14 protein-coding genes, 3 tRNA genes and 2 pseudogenes are annotated in these 19,919 nt (G+C 70.1%); 11 read left to right on the forward strand and 8 right to left on the reverse strand.

Going from position 1 to position 19,919, the window contains the following annotated elements:
* Nucleotides 1-246: 246 nt before the first annotated feature.
* Complete coding sequence (locus tag AB0915_RS04245) at nt 247-1,038, reverse strand: aminotransferase class IV family protein (protein WP_366689618.1); 792 nt, start codon at nt 1,036-1,038, stop codon at nt 247-249.
* A 74-nt stretch (nt 1,039-1,112) separates the two neighbouring features.
* Between AB0915_RS04245 and AB0915_RS04250 the strand changes: the two genes are divergently transcribed.
* Nucleotides 1,113-1,703 (forward strand): NAD(P)H-dependent oxidoreductase, encoded by a 591-nt coding sequence (locus AB0915_RS04250; protein ID WP_366689619.1) that lies wholly within the window; start codon nt 1,113-1,115, stop codon nt 1,701-1,703.
* A gap of 68 nt (nt 1,704-1,771) precedes the next feature.
* Here AB0915_RS04250 and AB0915_RS04255 read toward each other — a convergent pair.
* Nucleotides 1,772-2,076, reverse strand: a pseudogene (locus AB0915_RS04255) (peptidase M4 family protein); the annotation flags it as partial.
* A 232-nt stretch (nt 2,077-2,308) separates the two neighbouring features.
* On the opposite strand from AB0915_RS04255, the gene cutA reads away from it, so the two are divergent.
* Both cutA and AB0915_RS04265 read left to right on the forward strand, forming a co-directional pair.
* Complete coding sequence (cutA, locus tag AB0915_RS04260) at nt 2,309-2,647, forward strand: divalent-cation tolerance protein CutA (RefSeq protein ID WP_366134771.1); 339 nt, start codon at nt 2,309-2,311, stop codon at nt 2,645-2,647.
* 2 nt (nt 2,648-2,649) lie between these two features.
* Nucleotides 2,650-3,117, forward strand: a complete 468-nt coding sequence (locus AB0915_RS04265; RefSeq protein WP_366689620.1) for a gamma-glutamylcyclotransferase family protein — start codon at nt 2,650-2,652, stop codon at nt 3,115-3,117.
* On the opposite strand, the pseudogene AB0915_RS04270 reads toward AB0915_RS04265, so the two are convergent.
* Together AB0915_RS04270 and AB0915_RS04275 are read right to left on the reverse strand one after the other, a co-directional pair.
* Nucleotides 3,077-3,265: pseudogene (locus AB0915_RS04270) on the reverse strand (molybdopterin dinucleotide binding domain-containing protein); the annotation flags it as partial. The gene AB0915_RS04265 and the pseudogene AB0915_RS04270 sit on opposite strands and share 41 nt — an antisense overlap.
* 29 nt (nt 3,266-3,294) lie before the next feature.
* On the reverse strand, nt 3,295-3,999 hold the full coding sequence (locus tag AB0915_RS04275; RefSeq protein ID WP_366689621.1) for an ElyC/SanA/YdcF family protein: 705 nt from the start codon (nt 3,997-3,999) through the stop codon (nt 3,295-3,297).
* Between the two features lie 591 nt (nt 4,000-4,590).
* On the opposite strand from AB0915_RS04275, the gene AB0915_RS04280 reads away from it, so the two are divergent.
* The 5 genes from AB0915_RS04280 (at nt 4,591) to AB0915_RS04300 (ending at nt 12,031) form a co-directional block, all read left to right on the forward strand.
* Nucleotides 4,591-5,412 carry a Cof-type HAD-IIB family hydrolase gene (locus tag AB0915_RS04280; RefSeq protein ID WP_366689640.1) on the forward strand — a complete coding sequence of 274 codons (822 nt, stop codon included), beginning with the start codon at nt 4,591-4,593 and terminating at the stop codon, nt 5,410-5,412.
* 137 nt (nt 5,413-5,549) lie between these two features.
* Nucleotides 5,550-6,875, forward strand: a complete 1,326-nt coding sequence (locus tag AB0915_RS04285; protein WP_366689622.1) for a deoxyguanosinetriphosphate triphosphohydrolase — start codon at nt 5,550-5,552, stop codon at nt 6,873-6,875.
* A 565-nt stretch (nt 6,876-7,440) separates the two neighbouring features.
* On the forward strand, nt 7,441-8,700 hold the full coding sequence (locus AB0915_RS04290; RefSeq protein WP_366689623.1) for an FAD-dependent oxidoreductase: 1,260 nt from the start codon (nt 7,441-7,443) through the stop codon (nt 8,698-8,700).
* Nucleotides 8,701-8,814: 114 nt separating this feature from the next.
* Complete coding sequence (gene dnaG, locus AB0915_RS04295) at nt 8,815-10,719, forward strand: DNA primase (protein WP_366689624.1); 1,905 nt, start codon at nt 8,815-8,817, stop codon at nt 10,717-10,719.
* 196 nt (nt 10,720-10,915) lie between these two features.
* Entirely contained in the window at nt 10,916-12,031 is a 1,116-nt protein-coding gene (locus tag AB0915_RS04300; protein ID WP_366689625.1) for an RNA polymerase sigma factor, read from the forward strand.
* Between the two features lie 282 nt (nt 12,032-12,313).
* Here the strand turns inward: AB0915_RS04300 and AB0915_RS04305 are convergent, their stop codons facing one another.
* The 4 genes from AB0915_RS04305 to AB0915_RS04320 form a co-directional block, all read right to left on the reverse strand.
* Nucleotides 12,314-14,239 (reverse strand): ABC transporter ATP-binding protein, encoded by a 1,926-nt coding sequence (locus AB0915_RS04305; RefSeq protein ID WP_366689626.1) that lies wholly within the window; start codon nt 14,237-14,239, stop codon nt 12,314-12,316.
* Nucleotides 14,239-15,972 (reverse strand): ABC transporter ATP-binding protein, encoded by a 1,734-nt coding sequence (locus tag AB0915_RS04310; RefSeq protein ID WP_366689627.1) that lies wholly within the window; start codon nt 15,970-15,972, stop codon nt 14,239-14,241. The genes AB0915_RS04305 and AB0915_RS04310 overlap by 1 nt, the downstream gene beginning before the upstream one ends.
* 168 nt (nt 15,973-16,140) lie before the next feature.
* Nucleotides 16,141-17,586, reverse strand: a complete 1,446-nt coding sequence (locus AB0915_RS04315; RefSeq protein ID WP_366689628.1) for an FGGY family carbohydrate kinase — start codon at nt 17,584-17,586, stop codon at nt 16,141-16,143.
* A 60-nt stretch (nt 17,587-17,646) separates the two neighbouring features.
* Entirely contained in the window at nt 17,647-17,952 is a 306-nt protein-coding gene (locus AB0915_RS04320; protein ID WP_366689641.1) for a YtxH domain-containing protein, read from the reverse strand.
* Between the two features lie 182 nt (nt 17,953-18,134).
* Here AB0915_RS04320 and AB0915_RS04325 point away from each other — a divergent pair.
* The 3 genes from AB0915_RS04325 to AB0915_RS04335 all read left to right on the forward strand — a co-directional run bounded on the left by AB0915_RS04325 (nt 18,135) and on the right by AB0915_RS04335 (nt 18,537).
* A tRNA-Asn gene (locus AB0915_RS04325) sits at nt 18,135-18,207 on the forward strand.
* A gap of 5 nt (nt 18,208-18,212) precedes the next feature.
* Nucleotides 18,213-18,285: transfer RNA gene (locus tag AB0915_RS04330), tRNA-Asn, on the forward strand.
* A 178-nt stretch (nt 18,286-18,463) separates the two neighbouring features.
* Nucleotides 18,464-18,537: transfer RNA gene (locus tag AB0915_RS04335), tRNA-Ile, on the forward strand.
* Nucleotides 18,538-19,919 lie beyond the last annotated feature (1,382 nt).

The raw sequence follows: 19,919 nt of genomic DNA on the forward strand, positions 1-19,919 counted from the left end.
ACGGGCCGGCCTTTCCCTTGCCGCCCCAGGCCGCCGCCCTCATCGGACCCACCCCCCCTGGGCCCGATGGGGGCGGTCCCGTCCCGTCACTCGGGGGCGAGGGCGGTCCAGGTGGCAGCCGGGGGCTGGACACGGGCGCGGAGAGACTGCACCCTCGGTGCCGGGGAAGTCGCTGCCGGGCTCGCAGGTGCGGCCTGGGAGGTCCGATCCCTCGATGTGGGTCTGCAGGGTCCCCAGGCTCCCCTCTCAGACGGTGTCCCAGGGCGCAGCCTCGTACGCCGACTCCACCCGCTTCATGAGTTCCTCGTCGACCACGAACTCCGTGTCGTCGATCCGCCGGATCGGAGCGATGCCCTGCGAGTTGGTGAGGAATGCCGACCGGTAGACGCCGATCCCGTCCAGCATCACCGGGCGCCGCACGGACTCCAGCCCGGCGCCCGGCAGTTCCTGCTCCAGCAGGGCCATGGTGATGCCGAGCAGTGCGGGCGCGTCGGGCCAGACGACCGAAGTGCCGTCCCAGAAGGCGACGTTGGTGATCGCCCCTTCCGTCACCGTCCCGTCCGGTGCGATCAGCAGCGCCTCGTCGAAGCCGGAGCGTTCGGCGAGCTGCCCGTAATAGGTCTGACCGAACTCGCCGGGGCGCTTGATGTGCGGGACGGTGCGGACATAGGGAACGGACATCAGGCAGTGCGGTTCGGTGGACTTCCGCGCCGGTCCGCGGACGGTGACCATGACGGTCGTCCCGGTGTCGCCCGGCGGCAGGAAGGCGTGCACCCGAGTCGAGGCGTCCCGTACCCCGGCGCCGTCCAGCGCGTGCCGGATCAGCTCGCGCACCCGGCCGCCGTCGAGCCCGTGGCCGAAGAGTTCCCGGTTGGCGGCGTCCAGCCGGGCCAGGTGGAGCGCGAGGCCGCGTACCTTCCCATCCCTGATCTGCATGGCGGTGAAGTGACCGTAGTTGGAGAAGGCGGGGATCCGGAGATCCGCCTCCGTTGCTGCGTGTCCGTTGAACTCGACGTACAGGGGCGCGGCGGTCGTCATGTGTTTCACCGTACGCCAGGGCGGTGAGCGGCGGCGCTTGACCTCAACCATGGTTGACATACGAGTCTCGCCGCATGGAACTCACCACATCACCTCTGAAGGTCGCGGTCATCCTTGCCAGTAACCGCGAGGGCCGCTTCGCCCCGGTCGTCGCCGACTGGTTCCTCTCCCGTACCGCCGGTCACCCGGGCATCGAGACCGACCTGATCGATGTCGCCGAACTCGACCTCCCGTTCGCGCTCACCTACCGCCCGGGGCCGGACGTGCAGGCCCGACTGGCGAGAGTGTCAGCCAGGTTGGCCGCCGCCGATGCCTTCGTCGTGGTCACGCCCGAGTACAACCACTCGTACCCCGCCCCGCTGAAGAACCTCATCGACTGGCATCACGCCGAATGGCAGGCCAAGCCCGTCGCCTTCGTCTCGTACGGGGGAGTGTCCGGCGGTCTGCGGGCCGTCGAACATCTTCGCCAGGTCTTCGCCGAGCTGCACGCCGTCTCCCTCCGCGACACCGTGTCGTTCCACAACGCGGGCGCTCTCTTCGACGACGAGGGCCGGCACAAGGACCCCGTGGCCGTCGACGCGGCGGCGAAGACTCTGCTCGACCAGCTGACCTGGTGGGGGAGTGCGCTGCGGGACGCCAAGGCGGTCCGTGCGTACGGAGGCTGAGCCTTTCTCGGCTGGACGCAGGTCCCGGAGCGAGTGCTTCCGGGACCTGCTCCCTGATCGCCGCGTACGGCCCGGTCGGCGCTCCGGTAGGTGCCGTCGGGTGCCAGGTGGACGATGAAGTCGCCACCCAGTACAGGAAGTTGGTGGTAGGTGCGGTCGTAGCGCACATGCTGACTGCCGTCGTTGTCGACGATCACGTCGCGCACGATCGCGTCCTGGGCGCCGGTGAGACCGGCCCGGCGGCGTGCCCGATGAGGGCTGCCTCGGCGTGGCGGACGGCTGTGGCGCGGCTCGGGGTGGGGTGGTCGGCCGCGGCTGCGCCCGCGGTGGCGGTGAGGGTGGAGGCCAGCAGGGTCACGGCGGCCGCGGCCATGGCGACCGGGGTGAGGTGCGATGCGTGCCGGATCGTTCTCATCGGACTCCTCGGTGTGCGCGGGGCGATGACGATGGATCTGAGCTGGCATCAGATTTAAGGGTTCATGACATGTCGTGTCCATACCGTCTCGGAGGACCGAGGGGAGGACAGCGGGCCGGAGCACCCGGACAATCGACGAAGAAGGAAGCCCGACAGGCAGAAGAACCGAGAAGAACCGAGGAGACCGACGGTGACATCACCGGCATGGCTGACCGTACTGACCACCACGGACAGCGAGGAGAAGGCCCACGCCCTGGCCCAGGGTGCGGTGGAGGCACGGCTCGCCGCGTGCGCGCAGATCTCCGCGCCCGTCACCTCCGTCTACCGGTGGCAGAACGCCATCGAGACCACCGAGGAATGGCAGGTTCTGTTCAAGACGACGGCCGAGCGCTACGACGAACTGGAGGAGCACCTCCGGGCGGCGCACGACTACGAGACCCCGGAGATCATCGCCGTGCCGGTGGTACGCGGAAGCGCCGGCTACCTCAACTGGCTGACATCCCAGACCGGCCCGGTCACGGCCCTCTGACCATGCCGCAGACCGCCCCCGAACTGCCCTTCTTCGTCTACGGAACGCTGCTCCCCGGCGAACCCAACCACGACCTGTTCCTCCGCGGCCGGGCGATCGCGGAACAGCCCGCCCTGCTGCCGGGCGCCCTCCTCTACGACGGCCCCGGCTACCCGTACGCGATCGAGGGCCACGGCACCGTGCACGGCACGATGGTGACCGCCGCGCCCGCGAGCTACGCCGAGCTGCTCGTCCAGCTCGACCGGCTGGAGGAGTACGTCGGTCCCGGACACCCGGGCAACCTGTACGAGAGGGTCGCCCGAGAAGTCCGCCTCCCGGCCGGGAAGCCACTCGGCACCGGAACCGCCCGCGCCTGGGTCTACCTCGCCGCCGCTCCCGTCGCCCGCTCCCTCCGCTCCAACGGCACCCTCATCCCCGGAGGCAGCTGGCTCACCCGCCGGCAGCCTCCCCACGCACCGCGGACACCTTGAACTCCGGCATCCGCGACACCGGGTCCAGCGCCGGGTTCGTCAGCGTGTCGGCCCGGCCCTCACCCGCCCAGTGGAACGGCATGAAGACGGTGTCCTGCCGGATGGCCCCGGTGATCAGGGCAGGCGCCACCGCCCGCCCGCGCCGCGAGGCCTCCACCAGGACCGTGAGGTCGGCCGTTACCCCTGAGGGGGTGTCCTGGCCGTCAGAGCCTCCCCGACCCCGGGCTCCTTCGGCCCCAGAAAGCGCGGGTCCGGCTTGAACAGCGCGTCCAGCGCCGCCTTCCCCGCCGCGAACACCTCCCGCGTCCCGCCGTAGTACCAGGTCGCATCGTGCTTGGCGTCGACCCCGACGCCGTACGCATCGATCCCGGCGACGCGGCACAGCGCGATCGCCCGCCGGATATGGAACCCCTGACTCACCAGCACGGCCCGGTCGACACCGAAGATCTTCTTGGCCCGCACGCAGGAGTCCCAGGTGTCGAACCCGGCGAAGTCGCTGACGATCTGCTGGTCCGGCACCCCGTGCGCGACGAGAAACGTCCGCATAGCGTCCGGCTCGTCGTACTCCTTCCGGCTGTTGTCCCCGGTGACGAGCACCACCTTCACCTTGCCGTCGCGGTACAGCTCGGCGGCGGCCCGCAGCCGGTTCGCGAGATACGGCGACGGCTTCCCGTCCCACAGCCCGGCCCCGAACACCACGGCGACCTGCTGCGCGGGCGCGTCCGCGGTCGTCCGGACACGGGCGTCGGCCACGGAGTACATCCACGTGGAGGGTGCCAGCCCCAGCACACAGGCGATCATGGCCCCTTGCACGGCCCGGCGCTGCCCACGCCGCGTGCGCGGCCACAGCCGCCCCAGCCATTGCGGCCGCTTCCCTCGCATCGGAGCCCCTTGTCAGTGTCGGTGTGTCACCTGGTCGGACGAGTATCAGGACACAAGGGTTCTCCACCCCGCGGACTTCTTCGCCGACGAGCCGTCGACGCGCTCCCGGTGAACCACTGACGAGCCGTCGACACGCCGGGCATCATGGCGGCCATGAACCTCCCGAGCGCCCGCACACACTCCGACGACTGGGTGACCATCGCCGCGTACGAGAACGTGAAGGGCCGCCCGCACCCGGCGGCCGCCGTCCGCGCCTGACTGCGTGACCGAGGCATCGACTGGATGCCGTTCCCGCTCGACGACGTGCGGTGCGACCTGGCCTGCGGTCCCGGCCCCGACGGGCACTGGCATGGCTGGCTTACCGTCCGCATCCGCGCAACAGCCCTTCTCCCACTCGGCCTTCACCCGCATCAGCCCTGGTCGCGGCCCAACTTGCCCTCGCCGCCGCGCTGGTGGCATGCGGCGGCGGAGCGTGCCGTACGCCCGCCCCGCCCGGATTCCGCCCCGTAGTGCCCCTCCCGGCAAGCTTTGCCCCGTCGCGGCAAACATTGCCGGTCACGGCAGTAGCATCGTGCGATGCTGCTTCCCCGGATGATCGCCTCCGACCTCGACGGCACTCTCCTGCGGGGCGACGGGACCCTCTCGCCCCGCACCCTCCGGGCCCTGCGCACGGCCGAGAGCGCCGGTGCGGAGGTCGTCCTCGTCACCGCCAGACCGCCCAGGTTCGTCGACCGGCTCGCCGACGCGACCGGGCTGGCGGGGACGGCGGTGTGCAGCAACGGCGCGCTCGTCTACGACATGGGGACGCGTACGGTCGTCTCCTCCCGCGCCCTGTCCGTCGCCGTCGCCCGGCGCGTGGCCACGGCGGTCGCCGCCGCCGTGCCGGAGGTGGGATTCGCCCTGGAGACCGGCAGCCGGGTGCTGTACGAACCGGCGTACCGGCTGCGGCTCTCCGAGGACATCGACGCCGAACTGCCCGTACCGTCCCTCGCCGACCTGTGGCTCACCGACGTGCCTGTCACCAAACTCCTCGCCTGGTCCGCCCGGCTCGACGCGGACACCCTGCTGGCCGCCGCGCGCGAAGGGGCGGGCGCGGCGGGCCGCGAGGTGCAGTTCACCCACTCCGGTGGACGCGGACTCCTGGAGATCAGCGCGTCCGGAGTCACCAAGGCGGGTACCCTCGCCGAACTCTGCGCCGGGCGCGGTATCGACGCCACGGAGGTCATCGCCTTCGGTGACATGCCCAACGACCTGACCGTCCTCGACTGGGCGGGCATCGGCTACGCCATGGGCAACGCCCACCCGGCCGTGCTCGCCGCCGTACCCACGCACACGGTGTCCAACGAGGAGGACGGGGTCGCGCACATTCTGGAGGGCCTCTTCGGGCCGCCGCCCGCGCGATGGCGCGGCTGATCCTGCACCGGTACGACCGGGCGCCGGCCGGCCGGGCACGTTCCGGCACACGTGAGGCGCATGAATCCGCAGCGAACGGGCCTCTTCCGACGTCCGCCTGAGCCGTCTTGTCGGTCCGGCCGATTACTGTCGGAACCATGGACGGTACGCAGGGCACACAGGACCACGGCACCGCGCCCTATGGTGCTGCCGACGCCGAGCGCTGGGACACCGAGCCCGACAAACGGCCCGGTCGCACCGCCTTCCAGCGGGACCGCGCCCGCGTGCTGCACTCCGCCGCGCTGCGCAGACTCGCCGGGAAGACCCAGGTCGTCACGCCCGGCACCCGCAGCCTCGCCTGGGACGCCAGCCCCCGGACCAGACTCACCCACTCCCTGGAGTGCGCCCAGGTCGGCCGGGAGCTCGGGGCCGCACTCGGCTGCGACCCCGACCTGGTCGAGACGGCGTGCCTGGCGCACGACCTGGGGCACCCGCCGTTCGGGCACAACGGCGAGCAGGCGCTCAACGACTTCGCCTCGGACTGCGGGGGCTTCGAGGGCAACGCCCAGTCGCTGCGGCTGCTGACCCGCCTCGAACCGAAGCGGTTCGTGCGCGATGTGCGGACCGGCGAGCTGGTCAGTGTCGGGCTCAATCTGACCCGGGCCGCGCTCGACGCCGCCACCAAGTACCCGTGGCCGCGCGGCGCCCACCCCACCGACCCCGGCTCGCCGAAATTCGGGGTCTACGAGGACGACCTGCCGGTCTTCCGCTGGGCCCGCGAGGGCGCCCCGCGGCACCGCAAGTGCTTCGAGGCCCAGGTGATGGACTGGTCCGACGACGTCGCGTACTCCGTGCACGACTTCGAGGACGGACTGCACGCCGGTCACATCGACCCCAACTGCCTCTTCGCCGAGCCGGAGCGCCGCGAGATCTGGGACGTCGCGATCGGACGGTACGTCCCGGCCGACACCGACCCGCAGGAGCTGGCCGACGCCCTCGACCGGCTCATGGCCCAGGAGTGGTGGCCGCACGGCTACGACGGATCGGCCGTCGCCCAGGCCCGCCTGAAGGACGCGACGAGCCAGCTGATCGGCAGGTTCTGCCTCGCGGCCGAGACCGCCACCCGGCAGGCTTACGGGCACGGCCGCCTCGGACGGTACGCCGCCGAACTCGTCGTCCCCCGCGAGGCGCGCAGCGAATGCGCGGTCCTGAAGGCGGTGGCCGACCGCTATGTGATGCAGCGCTCCGAACAGGAGGCGATCCGTGCCGACCAGCGGATCATCATCGCCGAACTGGCGGCGGCGCTGACCGCGCGCGCCCCGGAGGGCCTGGAACCGCAGTTCCGCGCGCTGTACGAGCACGCGCCCGACGATCGCGCGAGCAAGCGGGTCCTGGTCGACCAGATCGCCGCCCTCACCGATGCGTCGGCCCGTTCCCTGAACACCTCGCTCACCCCGCGGGGGCGGTGGTCGCGGGAGGGCTGAGAGCCCGCCCTGCCGGTTCCCGGTCCCGGGAGCGCGCCCGCCCCACGGCCGCGCGGGAGTGACCGATCAGCTGTGACACCGCGGGCGGGCCCGTTCCGCGGGCCGCCGTCCGGGGGACTCCGCGGCGGGCGGCGGTCCCCGCGTGTCCCACGGGGGCGGGAGGCGGGGCCGTCCGCAGCGGGCGTCTTCGCCGGCACGCACCCGGCGCCCTCGCAGCCGGCTCCCTCGGGCATGTCCTGCGGCAGTGGGGCGCGGCGACGACGCACAGCGATGCCGCAGGTGATGTGCTGGGAGCACATACCGCACTGCGCGAGGGAGCCGGGCCGCCGTGAGAGCAGCTGTCGCACAGCACACCCCACGCCACCGGCCCACTCCGGCCCCGTGTACCAGGTGTCGCCGGCTCCGTCCGGGGGACCCTGCTCCGCGTGGTGCCGGTCCCGGTTGGCAGACTGGCCTGTGACCACTGGGTGTGACCTGATCGGGGTACACCCTCTTTCGCCATCACGCTGTGTGCGGGACGCTCGCAGTTGGCGGCGCCGCGCAGCAAGCACCGAGGAGGCATCAAGTGGTCGACGCACATCGCACGTTCGTCATCGTCGGCGGAGGACTGGCAGGAGCGAAGGCGGCAGAGACACTCCGGTCGGAGGGGTTCAGCGGCCGGGTGATCCTGGTCGGCGATGAGCGTGACCATCCGTACGAACGGCCTCCCCTCTCCAAGGGCTATCTGGCCGGCAAGGAGGCACGCGAGAGCGTATTCGTCCACGAGACCGCCTGGTACGCGGGTGCCGATGTGGAGCTGCACCTCGGCACGCCCGTCGTCGCCCTCGACCGCGACGCCTGCTCCGTGGAGCTCGGGGACGGCACGGTCATCCACTACGACAAGCTGCTGCTCGCCACCGGCGCCGAACCGCGCCGCCTCGACATTCCCGGTACGGACCTGGCGGGCGTCCACCATCTGCGCCGCCTCGCGCACGCCGACCGGCTGAAGAACGTGCTGTCCGCGCTCGGCCGCGACAACGGCCATCTGGTGATCGCCGGAGCCGGCTGGATCGGCCTGGAGGTCGCGGCGGCGGCCCGCGGATACGGCGCGGAGGTCACCATCGTCCAATCGGAGGCCACCCCGCTGTTCCGGGTCATCGGCCCGGAGCTCGGCCAGATCTTCACCGAGCTCCACAGCGACCACGGCGTCCGCTTCCACTTCGGCCGCAAGCTCACCGAGATCATCGGCCAGGACGGGATGGTTCTCGCCGCCCGCACCGACGACGGTGAGGAACACCCCGCCCACGACGTGCTCGCCGCGATCGGCGCCGCCCCGCGCACCGCCCTCGCCGAGGCCGCCGGTCTCGACATCGCGGCCCGCAGCGACGGCGGCGGCATCGCCGTCGACGCCTCGCTGCGCACCTCCGACCCGCACATCTACGCGGCCGGGGACGTCGCCAACGCGCTGCACCCGCTGCTCGGCACCCGGCTGCGCGTGGACCACTGGGCGAACGCGCTGAACAGCGGCCCTGCCGCGGCCCGCGCCATGCTCGGCCAGGACGTCAGCTACGACCGGGTGCCGTATTTCTTCTCCGACCAGTACGACCTCGGGCTCGAATACTCGGGCTGGGCGCCGCCGGGCTCGTACGACCAGGTCGTGATCCGCGGGGACGCGGGCAAGCGGGAGTTCATCGCGTTCTGGCTGAAGGACCGCAGGGTGCTGGCCGGGATGAACGTCAATGTGTGGGACGTCACCGAGACCGTGCAGGAGCTGATCAAGGCCGGCCGGCCGGTCGACACGGACGCGCTCGCGGACCCGTCGGTACCGCTGGAATCCCTGGTCTGAGCCCTGTGCGGAAGCTGCTGTTCCGTGCCGGGCGGGTGTGCTCACGGTCCCACCCGGCGCCCGCGACACCGATCACGGACCCGTCCTGTCCGAGCCCACCCGTAGACTTCACCCGTGGCAGGCAGGATCAATGACGACGATGTGAAGGCGGTCCGGGACGCGGTCCCGATCGACGCCGTCGTTTCCGAGTACCTGCAGCTGAGGAACGCGGGCGGAGGCAACCTCAAGGGGCTCTGCCCGTTCCACGACGAGAAGTCCCCCTCCTTCCAGGTCAGCCCGAGCAAGGGTCTCTTCCACTGCTTCGGCTGCCAGGAGGGCGGCGACACGATCGCCTTCGTGATGAAGATCGACCATCTTTCCTTCTCCGAGACGGTCGAGCGCCTCGCCGCCAAGGCGGGCATCACCCTGCGGTACGAGGAGGGCGGCTACAACCCCTCCCACCAGCGTGGCGAGCGCATCCGGCTGGTCGAGGCGCACAAGATCGCCGCCCAGTTCTACGTCGAGCAGCTGGATGGTCCCGAGGCGGAGATCGGCCGGAAGTTCCTCGCCGAGCGCGGCTTCGACCAGGCGGCCGCCGCCCATTTCGGCGTCGGCTACAGCCCGGCCGGCTGGGACCACCTCACGCGCTACCTCCGCGGCAAGGGGTTCAGCGACCGGGAGCTGATCACCTCCGGCCTCTCCCAGGACGGCCGCCGCGGCCCCATCGACCGTTTCCGCGGCCGGCTGATGTGGCCGATCAGCGACACGTCGGGCGAGGTCGTCGGCTTCGGTGCCCGCAAGCTCCGCGACGACGACAACGGCCCCAAGTACCTCAACACCCCCGAGACCGCGATCTACAAGAAGTCGCAGGTGCTGTACGGGATCGACCTCGCGAAGAAGGACATCGCGAAGTCCAGCCGGGCCGTCGTCGTCGAGGGCTACACCGACGTCATGGCCTGCCACCTCGCAGGGATCACCACCGCCATCGCCACCTGCGGCACGGCGTTCGGCGGCGACCACATCAAGATCCTCCGTCGGCTCCTGATGGACAACGGCAGCGCCCGCGTGATCTTCACGTTCGACGGTGACGCGGCGGGTCAGAAGGCCGCCCTGCGCGCTTTCGAGGACGACCAGAAGTTCGCCGCGGAGACGTACATCGCGATCGCCCCGGACAACATGGACCCGTGCGATCTGCGCCTTGTCAAGGGCGACGAGGCCGTCCGCGATCTGGTCGAACCCCGCACCCCGCTCTTCGAATTCGCGCTCCGCCAGATCGTCGGGCGCTACGACCTGGAGACCCCGGCGGGCCGCGGCGCCGCGCTGGACGAGGCCGCGCCCGTCGTCGCCCGGATCAAGAACAGCTCCTCCCAGCACGAGGTCGCCGTCCAGCTGGCCGGGATGCTCGGCATTCTCGACACCCAGTTCGTCGTCAAGCGCGTCGCCCAGCTCGCCCGCTGGGCCCGCGACCGCGGCGACCGGGGTCCCGCACCCGCACCCTCTCGCGGCGGCACCCCGCACCAGCAGGTCCAGGCCCCTGCCGGCCCCTCGGGCCCCGCGCTCAACCTCCGCAGCCCCGCCCACCGCACCGAGCGGGAGCTTCTCAAGCTCGCCCTGCAGAAACCCGCCCTGGTCTCCCCGGCTTTCGACGCCTACGGGATCGACGAGTTCACCGCCCCGCCGTACGCCGCGGTGCGCCAGTGCATCGCGGAGGCGGGCGGCGCCGAACAGGGCCTCGCCGACAACCGCGAGTATCTGGTCGGCGTCCTCGACGCCGCCCCCAACGACACCGTGCGCAAGCTGGTCACCGAGCTTGCCGTCGAGGTCTTCCACGGCAAGTCCATCGACGAGGCGTACGCGGGCGAGCATCTGGTCAAGGTCCGGCTGCGCGCCGTGGACCGCCGGATCAACGACGTCCAGGGCAGCCTCACCCGCCTGGGCAGCAATGTCGCCCCGGATCACCTGGCGGCCGCGCAGAACGAGGTCTGGGTGCTGCAGCAGTACGCCCAGTCCCTGCGCAATCACGGCGCCGACGCACTCTGACCGCCCGCCGAGGGCTCCCTCCGGTAACCGACCGGTTACGGACCGGACTCAGAAAGTCCGCGCACGCCCCTCGTGGCAGTGATGTGTCTTCCTCCACACTGGATGGCGGTGCCTGAGTCATCGGAGCGCGGTCCGCCCACTGCACGGTGGGCCCCATCCCCCGCGATCCGGCAGCGATCACCTGGAGGTCGCCCCCGTGCAGACCCGGACCGTGACCACAACCGAGCGTGTCTCGGCCGTCCCCGCGCAGAACCGGGCGATGCATCATCCGGAGGCCGCGGTGGACCCGCCGACACCCGAACCGCCCGAGCTGTCGGACATACCCGTGGCAGCCGGCGTCATAAAGGAGCAGGCGGAGCTGCCCGAACCGCCGGAGCCGCGCGGGCGCCCCGACCCCGGCGGTCCGTCCTCCGACCTCTTCCGTCAGTATCTGCGGGAGATCGGACGCATCCCGCTGCTCACCGCCGCCGACGAGGTGGAACTCGCCCGCCGCGTCGAAGCCGGTCTGTTCGCCGAGGAGCGGCTGGCGGGCACCCCGGACCCGGACTCCCAACTCGCCGTCGATCTGGACCGGTTGGTGGTCATGGGGCGGATGGCGAAGCGCCGTCTGATCGAGGCGAACCTGCGGCTCGTCGTCTCCGTCGCCAAACGCTACATCGGCCGCGGGCTGACGATGCTCGATCTGGTCCAGGAGGGGAACCTCGGACTGATCAGGGCGGTCGAGAAGTTCGACTACGCCCGGGGCTACAAGTTCTCGACGTACGCGACCTGGTGGATCCGGCAGGCCATGTCCCGTGCCCTCGCCGACCAGGCGCGGACCATAAGGGTTCCCGTCCATGTCGTCGAGCTGATCAACCGCGTCGTACGGGTCCAGCGCCGGGTGCTTCAGGAGCGCGGCTACGAGCCGACGCCCGAAGAGGTCGCCGCCCAGCTCGACCTGACGCCGGAACGGGTCGGCGAAGTGCTGCGGCTCGCCCAGGAACCCGTCTCGCTGCACGCACCGGTCGGCGAGGAGGACGACGTCGCGCTCGGCGACCTGATCGAGGACGGCGACGCGGCGTCCCCCGTGGAGTCCGCCGCGTTCCTGCTGCTGCGAGAGCACCTCGAAGCGGTGCTCTCCACCCTGAACGAGCGGGAGCGGAAGGTCGTCCAGCTGCGCTACGGGCTGGACGACGGCCGGCCCCGCACGCTTGAGGAGATAGGCCGGATCTTCGGCGTGACGCGCGAGCGCATCCGCCAGATCGAATCCAAGACCCTCAACAAGCTGCGGGACCACGCCTTCGCCGACCAGCTCCGCGGCTACCTCGACTAGGACGTGTTTCGAAAGGAGCGTCGTCCGCCCGCAGGGCGGGCCAGGCGGGACTTTCGAAACACGCCCTGGCGGAGGCCGTAGCGCCTTTCGTTCGGATCACGCTGGGCTCGCGGGGTTCGGCCCGCGCGTCTGCGGCACTGTCGTGGGGAGACCCCACTCGGTCCGCGGCCGCTCCCTGATCCAGCCTGACCCACATGGAAGACCCCAGGTTCTGTCGTCACACTGCCGGACGCCACCCTGCGGGCGACGACGGCAGTGTGACGACAGGACTTCCGCGAGGGATCAGTCGACCTCGGCGACCGCCTGCGCGAACTGCGCCGCGTACAGTCGGGCGTAGGCCCCCTGCGCCTCCAACAGCTCCTCGTGCGTGCCCTGTTCGACGATCGACCCGTTCTCCATCACCAGGATGACGTCCGCGTCCCGGATGGTGGAGAGCCGGTGCGCGATCACAAAGCTCGTACGGCCGTGCGCCAGCCGGGCCATCGCCTTCTGGATCAGCACCTCGGTACGCGTGTCGACGGAGCTCGTCGCCTCGTCGAGCACCAGGATCACCGGGTCGGACAGGAACGCCCGCGCGATGGTGATCAGCTGCTTCTCACCCGCGCTGACGCCGGAGCCCTCGTCGTCGATCACCGTGTCGTAACCGTCCGGCAGGGTACGGATGAAGCGGTCGGCGTGGGCCGCCCTGGCCGCCTCCTCGATCTCCTCCCGGGTGACCTCGCGCGAAGCGCCGTACGCAATGTTGTCCGCGATCGAACCGCCGAACAGCCAGGTGTCCTGCAGGACCATGCCGATCCCCGACCGCAGCTCGTCGCGTGACATCTTCGCCACGTCGACCCCGTCGAGAGCGATCCGACCGCCCGTCACCTCGTAGAAGCGCATGAGCAGGTTGACGAGCGTCGTCTTGCCTGCGCCGGTCGGGCCGACGATCGCGACCGTGTGGCCCGGCTCGACATTCAGCGACAGGTCCTCGATGAGCGGCTTGTCGGGGTCGTAGCGGAACGACACCTTCTCCAGCGAGACACTGCCGAGCAGTTCCGCCGGTCGCTCACCCGTGCTGGGATCGGCGTCCTGCTCCTCGGCATCCAGCAGTTCGAAGATCCGCTCGGCGGACGCGACGCCCGACTGCACCAGGTTTGCCATCGACGCGACCTGCGTCAGCGGCATCGAGAACTGCCGCGAGTACTGGATGAACGCCTGGACGTCACCGATCGACAGCGAACCCGATGCCACCCGCAGACCACCGACGACGGCGATCAGCACATAGTTCAGGTTCGACACGAACATCATCAGCGGCTGCATGATCCCGCTGTTGAACTGCGCCTTGAAGCTCGCCTCGTACAGCGCGTCGTTCTGCTCGGCGAAGTCCCTCGCGGACTCCTCCTGCCGTCCGAAGACCTTCACCAGGGTGTGCCCGGTGTACATCTCCTCGATATGGGCGTTGAGCTTGCCCGTCACCTTCCACTGCTGCACGAACTGCGGCTGCGACCGCTTGCCGACCTTCGTCGCCACGACCACCGACAAGGGGACCGTCACCAGCGCGACCAGCGCCAGCAGCGGCGAGATCCAGAACATCACGACCAGCACGCCGATGATGGTCAGCAGGGAGTTGATGAGCTGGCCCATCGTCTGCTGCAACGTCTGCGAGATGTTGTCGATGTCGTTGGTCGCCCGGCTGAGCACCTCGCCGCGCTTGGCCCGGTCGAAGTAGGACAGCGGCAGCCGGGACAGCTTCGTCTGGATGTCCTCGCGGATCTGGAACACGACCCGGTTGATCACCCGGATCGACAGGCGCGTCGACACCAGCATCAGCAGACCGGCACCGACGTAGATCGCCAGCGCCGCCAGCAGTACGTTCCCCACTGCACTGAAGTCGATGCCCTGCCCGGGGGTGAAGTCGACCCCGGAGAGCATGTCGGCGAGGCCGCTGTTGCTCTTGTGCAGGCCCTCGATGGCCTGCTCCTTGGTCGTTCCCTCGGGCATCCGCCGGCCGATGACGCCGGCGAACACCAGGTCGGTCGCCTTGCCGAGGATCTTCGGCCCGACGACCGAGAGCCCGACGCTCAGCACACCGGCCGCCAGCATCACGTACAGCGTGGCCTTCTCCGTCGCGAAGCGCTTCAGCAGCCGCTTCGAGGACCCCTTGAAGTCCATGGACCGGTCGGTCGGCGCCCCGCCCGCCATCATGCGTCCGCCAGGACCGGCCATTACGCGGCCTCCGCTTCCGTCAGCTGGGAGAGCACGATCTCCCGGTAGGTCTCATTGCCGTCCATCAGCTCGTGATGGGTGCCGGACCCGACGACCCGGCCCTCGTCGAGCACCAGGATCCGGTCCGCGTCACGGATGGTGGACACCCGCTGCGCCACTATCACCACGGTCGCCTCGGCCGTCTCCCGCGACAGCGCTTCGCGCAGCGCGGCATCCGTCGCGTAGTCGAGCGCGGAGAACGAGTCGTCGAAGAGGTAGATCTCCGGCCGCTGCACCAGCGTTCTCGCGATCGCGAGTCGCTGCCGCTGCCCGCCGGAGACATTGGTGCCACCCTGCGCGATCGGCGCGTGCAGCCCATGCTCCAGCTCCTCGACGAACTCCTTGGCCTGCGCGACCTCCAGCGCGTGCCACAGCTCCTCGTCGGTCGCGTCCGGGTTTCCGTACCGCAGATTCGTCGCGACCGTCCCGGAGAACAGATACGGCTTCTGCGGAACCAGACTCACCGTCCTCGCCAGCAGCGTCGGCTCCAGCGTCCGTACGTCCGTGCCGTCGACCAGCACCTGGCCGTCCGTCACATCGAGCAGCCGCGGTACGAGACCGAGCAGCGTCGACTTCCCGCTGCCCGTCGACCCGATGATCGCGGTCGTCTCGCCGGGCCGTGCCACCAGATCCACCGACCGCAGCACCGGCTCCTCGGCGCCCGGGTAGCGGAAGTCCACACCCCGCACCTCCAGATGACCGTGGGCGCGCAGCTCCCGCACCGGCTTGACCGGCGGCACGACGCTCGAATCGGTCTCCAGGACCTCCTGGATGCGCTCGGCACACACCTCGGCGCGCGGCACCATCATGAACATGAAGGTGGCCATCATCACCGACATGACGATCTGCATCAGGTAGGCGAGGAACGCGGTCAGCGCGCCGATCTGCATCCCGCCGCTGTCGATCCGGTGCGCACCGAACCAGACCACGGCGATCGACGACACGTTCACGACCGTCATCACGGTCGGGAACATCAGCGCCATCAGACGCCCGGTGGAGAGCGCCACATCGGTCAGCTCGGTGTTGGCGCCGCGGAACCGCTTCTCCTCGTACGGGTCCCGCACGAAGGCGCGGATGACCCGGTTGCCGGTGATCTGCTCGCGCAGCACCCGGTTCACCGTGTCGAGCCGCTCCTGCATCGTGCGGAACAGCGGCCGCATCCGCCGCACGATGAGACCCACCGCGATGCCGAGTACCGGCACCACCGCGAGCAGCACCGCCGACAGCGGAACGTCCTGGCCGAGCGCCAGGATGATGCCGCCTACACACATGATCGGCGCCGAGACCATCATGGTGAACGTCATCAGGACCAGCATCTGGACCTGCTGGACGTCATTGGTCGTACGGGTGATCAGCGAGGGCGCCCCGAAGCGCCCGACCTCACGTGCCGAGAACGACTGAACCCGGTCGAAGACCGACGCCCGGACATCCCGGCCGAGTGCGGCCGCGGTGCGCGCACCGTAGAAGACCGCCCCCATGTTGCAGACGACCTGGGCGATGGAGACGCCGAGCATGATGCCGCCGTACTCCAGGATGTAGCCCGTGTCCCCCTCGACGACACCGTTGTCGATGATGTCGGCGTTGAGGGAGGGGAGATAGAGGGTGGCGCAGGTCTGCAGCAGCTGGAGCGCCACCAGCAGCATGATCGGTTTCTTGTACGGGCCGAGGTAGCCCCGCAGGAGTTTTATGAGCACGCGTGTCTCTCGGAGTCGGCAGGAGGTCGGGAGTCGACCCATTTTCCGGCAAGGCCCGGTGCGACCGCGAACGTTTTTCCTCAAGCCCAGGTCAAAATGAGACCCGGTCCACCCGCCGGAGACCGAACCTCCGACCGGGGACCGGCCTTGTCACCGAGAGCGCCCGGCTCAGAGCGCGGAGTCGAACGCCCCGGGGTAAAGCTGGTCCCGCGTGGCCACGTACTGCTGCCGCACCGCCTGGCCGACCGGCAGTTCCTCGCCCGGCTCCAGCACCTGGGCCGCCGCACCCTGCCAGGCCGGGGGAGTCCGCGGATCGAGCGTCCCCCGGGAGACCCCGAGCGCCCAGGCCGCCTGCCGGGCGGCGCCCAGCGCCGCGTACTCGGCCGGCTGCGGCACGACGACCTGTGTACCGAACAGCGCGGGGGCAAGACCCTGCACGGCCGGCAGTTCGGCCGCCGCCCCCAGCAGGAACACCCGACGGACCTCGACCCCACGGCCGCGCAGCACATCGAGCGCGTCCGCCAGCGAGCACAGCATCCCTTCGAACGCCGCCCGCGCCAGATGCTCCGGCTTCATCGACTCGCGCCGCAGCCCGCTCAGCGTGCCCGCCGTGTGCGGCAGATACGGCGTGCGCTCGCCCTCCAGATAGGGCAGGAGTACGAGTCCGGAGGCGCCCGGCGTCGACTTCAGCGCCAGCGCGGACAGCTCCTCCAGGCTCTCCAGCCCCAGCATCTCGGCGGAGCCCCGCAGCGCACGCACCGCATTGAGTGTGTGCACGACCGGCAGATGCATCCCGGTGGCATCCGCGAACGACGTGATGATCCCGGTCGGATCGGACAGCGCCTCGTGGTGCACCGCCATGACCGAGCCGGAGGCTCCGAGCGACACGACCGCATCGCCGACCCCGACCCCGAGCCCGAACGCCGCCGCCATCGTCTCGCCGGTCCCGGCCGAGATCAGCAGCCCCTCGGGCGTCGTCCCGGCCGCATCGGAGGGACCGAGCACCTCCGGCAGCGCCGCCTGCTGTCCGAGCGCGAGCTCCACCAGATCGGGCCGGTACGAACCGGTCCGGGCCGACCAGTACCCCGTCCCGGACGCGGCACCGCGGTCGGTGGTCCGCCGGCTCGGCCGGCCCAGCAGCTGCCACACCAGCCAGTCGTGCGGCTGCAGCACCGCGGCGACCCGCCGCGCCGAATCCGGCTCGCTCCGCGCCAGCCACCGCAGCTTCGACACCGGCTGCGCGGCCTGCGGGACAGCCCCGACCGCCTCGGCCCAGGCCTGCCGCCCGCCGAGCCCGTCGACCAGATCGGCCGCGGCGACCTGCGCCCGCTTGTCGTTGCCGAGCAGCGCCGGACGGACGAGATTGCCCTGCTGGTCCAGCGGCACCAGACCGTGCTGCTGCGCGGAGACCCCGATGGCCTGCACACCTTCGAGCAGCCCGCCGGTGGCCGCCTCACCGAGTGAGAGCAGCCACGCCTGCGGGTCCACCTCGGTGGCCTTCGCCTCGACGGGATGTGCGGCGTACCCCCGCCGAAGTACGGCACCCGTGTCCGCATCGCAGACGACGATGTGCGTGAAGGCCGAAGAACTGTCCAAGCCGGCGACTATGCCCATGGGGAGATTCTGCCGCACCGCCGGACCATTCCCGTACGGGAGGAGGGCCGGCCGGCCCGGTTACGTGTTGCTGGTGCCCCAGTCGTCCTCGATGACCTGCCCCTGGCCCCGCTCCCGCAGCGACCGCATCCGCTCGACCACCGAGGCGGGCACCTTTTTCTCCACTTTGCCGCTCACCGCGTGGTACGCCTTGCCGGCGAACTCACGGCCGGTCTGCGCCGCGGACTCGGCGCTGTTGCGCACGGCCGGATTCTGGGCGAACTGGCGTGCGGACTTCTTCATCTGCTCGTAGCGCTCGCGCCCGGCCCGTGTGCCGAGCACGTAACCGAGGGCCAGTCCGGCGATGAACGTGAGCCGGTACCGCATGGCTGCCACCCTTCTCCTGCTCCGTGCGACGTGTGCTGCCCGCCTACCCGTCGGCGCCCGAGATCACCCCGGGCGATACCGATTGGCAAAGCACCCCCCTGCTTGCGCTAATGTATGTGTCGCAGCGAACGCGCGCCGCCCGGCAGTAGCCAGGGAGGTAAGGTTCGGTGCAAACGCAGCAATCCCCTGTAGCTCAATTGGCAGAGCAGCCGGCTGTTAACCGGCAGGTTACTGGTTCGAGTCCAGTCGGGGGAGCGCGATCCCCTGTAGCTCAATTGGCAGAGCATTCGGCTGTTAACCGGAGGGTTACTGGTTCGAGTCCAGTCGGGGGAGCGGGACGGAAGAGGACCCTTCGGGGTCCTCTTTCGCGTCTGATTTCCGCTGTTCGGAACCGGGCAGCGGTCGACTCTGTCTTCATGGTCATGCGAAGCCGACCATCCGGAGCGAGAGATCGTATGACCGGCTATGCTGCGGCAGACGGCGCGCACACTTGTACGCGCCACGCCGAAAAGGGGCGGTAGCTCAGCCGGTTAGAGCAGCGGACTCATAATCCGTCGGCCGTGGGTTCGAGTCCCACCCGCCCCACGTTCACTGTTCCTGGCGGAAACGTTTGACCTGGAACAACGCATAGGCCCCCGCGTCGGCGGGGGCCTCTTCGTGTCCCTCGTGATCGTTCGCTCGCCCCATGCTCGCCCGAAGTGTTGGCGGAGTCAGGGAGGCGCGCCGGTGGCTTTCTCGAACAGCGGGTCGCACTGGTGCCTGCCCGGCCGGACGGTCCCGCCGCTGGAGGCCGCAGGCAGGTGGAACGGTGAGCCTGCGACCAGTGACTGGGCCATGACGCTCCTGCGGAAGCACCGGCGCCTGGAGTCCCGGATCCGTCGGCTCCGCAAAGGGGTGCGGAAGCGGCCCCACGCGGACCCCTGGTGGCAGGGGGGCCTGCTTGGCCGGAGGCCGAGGCCGCCCGAGACGTTGCCCAGGAGCTGACGCGGGAGCTGTGCATGCCGCCGAGCAGAGGGCGGCCGGGAAGGGCGCCGCGGACTGGACGGAGACAGGGAAGGTATTCGTCGAGCCCGACGGCGCGTGGCTGCGCCCCCGAGAGGCTGTCCGAGGAGTTCCGGCGGACCGTGAGGCCGGCCTGCCGCCGATCGGCGTCCGGGGCCTCCCGCCTGTGCGGCGACCCGCACGCATCGGGGCGACGGCGACCTGCACGTTATTAAGGAGGCGCTGCGCCACTCCGCGATGCAGCTCGCTCGGACACCTGCACGTCGGTGCTGAAGGAGGTCGAACTCGCGATGGGGGAGCGGGCCGCGGCGTGATGCCGCGGGCCCGAAGCGGTGATGTGCGGCCGGTGACGGCGCAACGCTGTGCGTGTCCGTCCGGGGGCATCACCGCAGGTCGCGGGGCATCCTTGCTCGGCCGAACGTCCCACAACGGGGTGGTGGACGGCATGAGCTGTCGCGAGGAAGTCGCGTCGTGCGGTTACGTGTTGCTCGCCCGAATCGGCCCGGTGGGTGTCGATGCGGCGCTGCGGTCCGAGGTGGTGGGGTGTGCGCCGGCTGGGATGCGGTCGGAGCTTCCCGTGCCTTGTGAACCGTCAGAAACCGTGTGGGTGAGCCTGGTTGATGCACCGCTCGGTGCGCACAAGGGGATGAGGGGTTGTGCATATGCCACATGAATATGTCTTTGGCATATGCACTTCCATGGGTGCGTGGATGCCCAGTCAGGTCTGCCCCGTCGCGGCGAGGCACCGTCAGGTCGATTGAGGGAGGGCCCCGTACGGCCCGCCGCTGGGTCGCATGGGACGGGTGTGCAGGAGGTGCATAACCGGTGATTCCCCCAGAATTCTGGGCATCTCGTAAGTTCCGCTCGAATCAGCTCTTGCCCGACTTGTCGGCAGATGGGGGTAGTCGTACTGTCGGAGGTGCCGCAGTAGGAGCAAGGCGCGGCACACCAACCTCGTGAGGAGC

Origin of the sequence: Streptomyces sp. NPDC048411 (assembly GCF_040704695.1) — a bacterium.
In the GTDB taxonomy this organism is placed as follows: Bacteria; Actinomycetota; Actinomycetes; order Streptomycetales; family Streptomycetaceae; genus Streptomyces.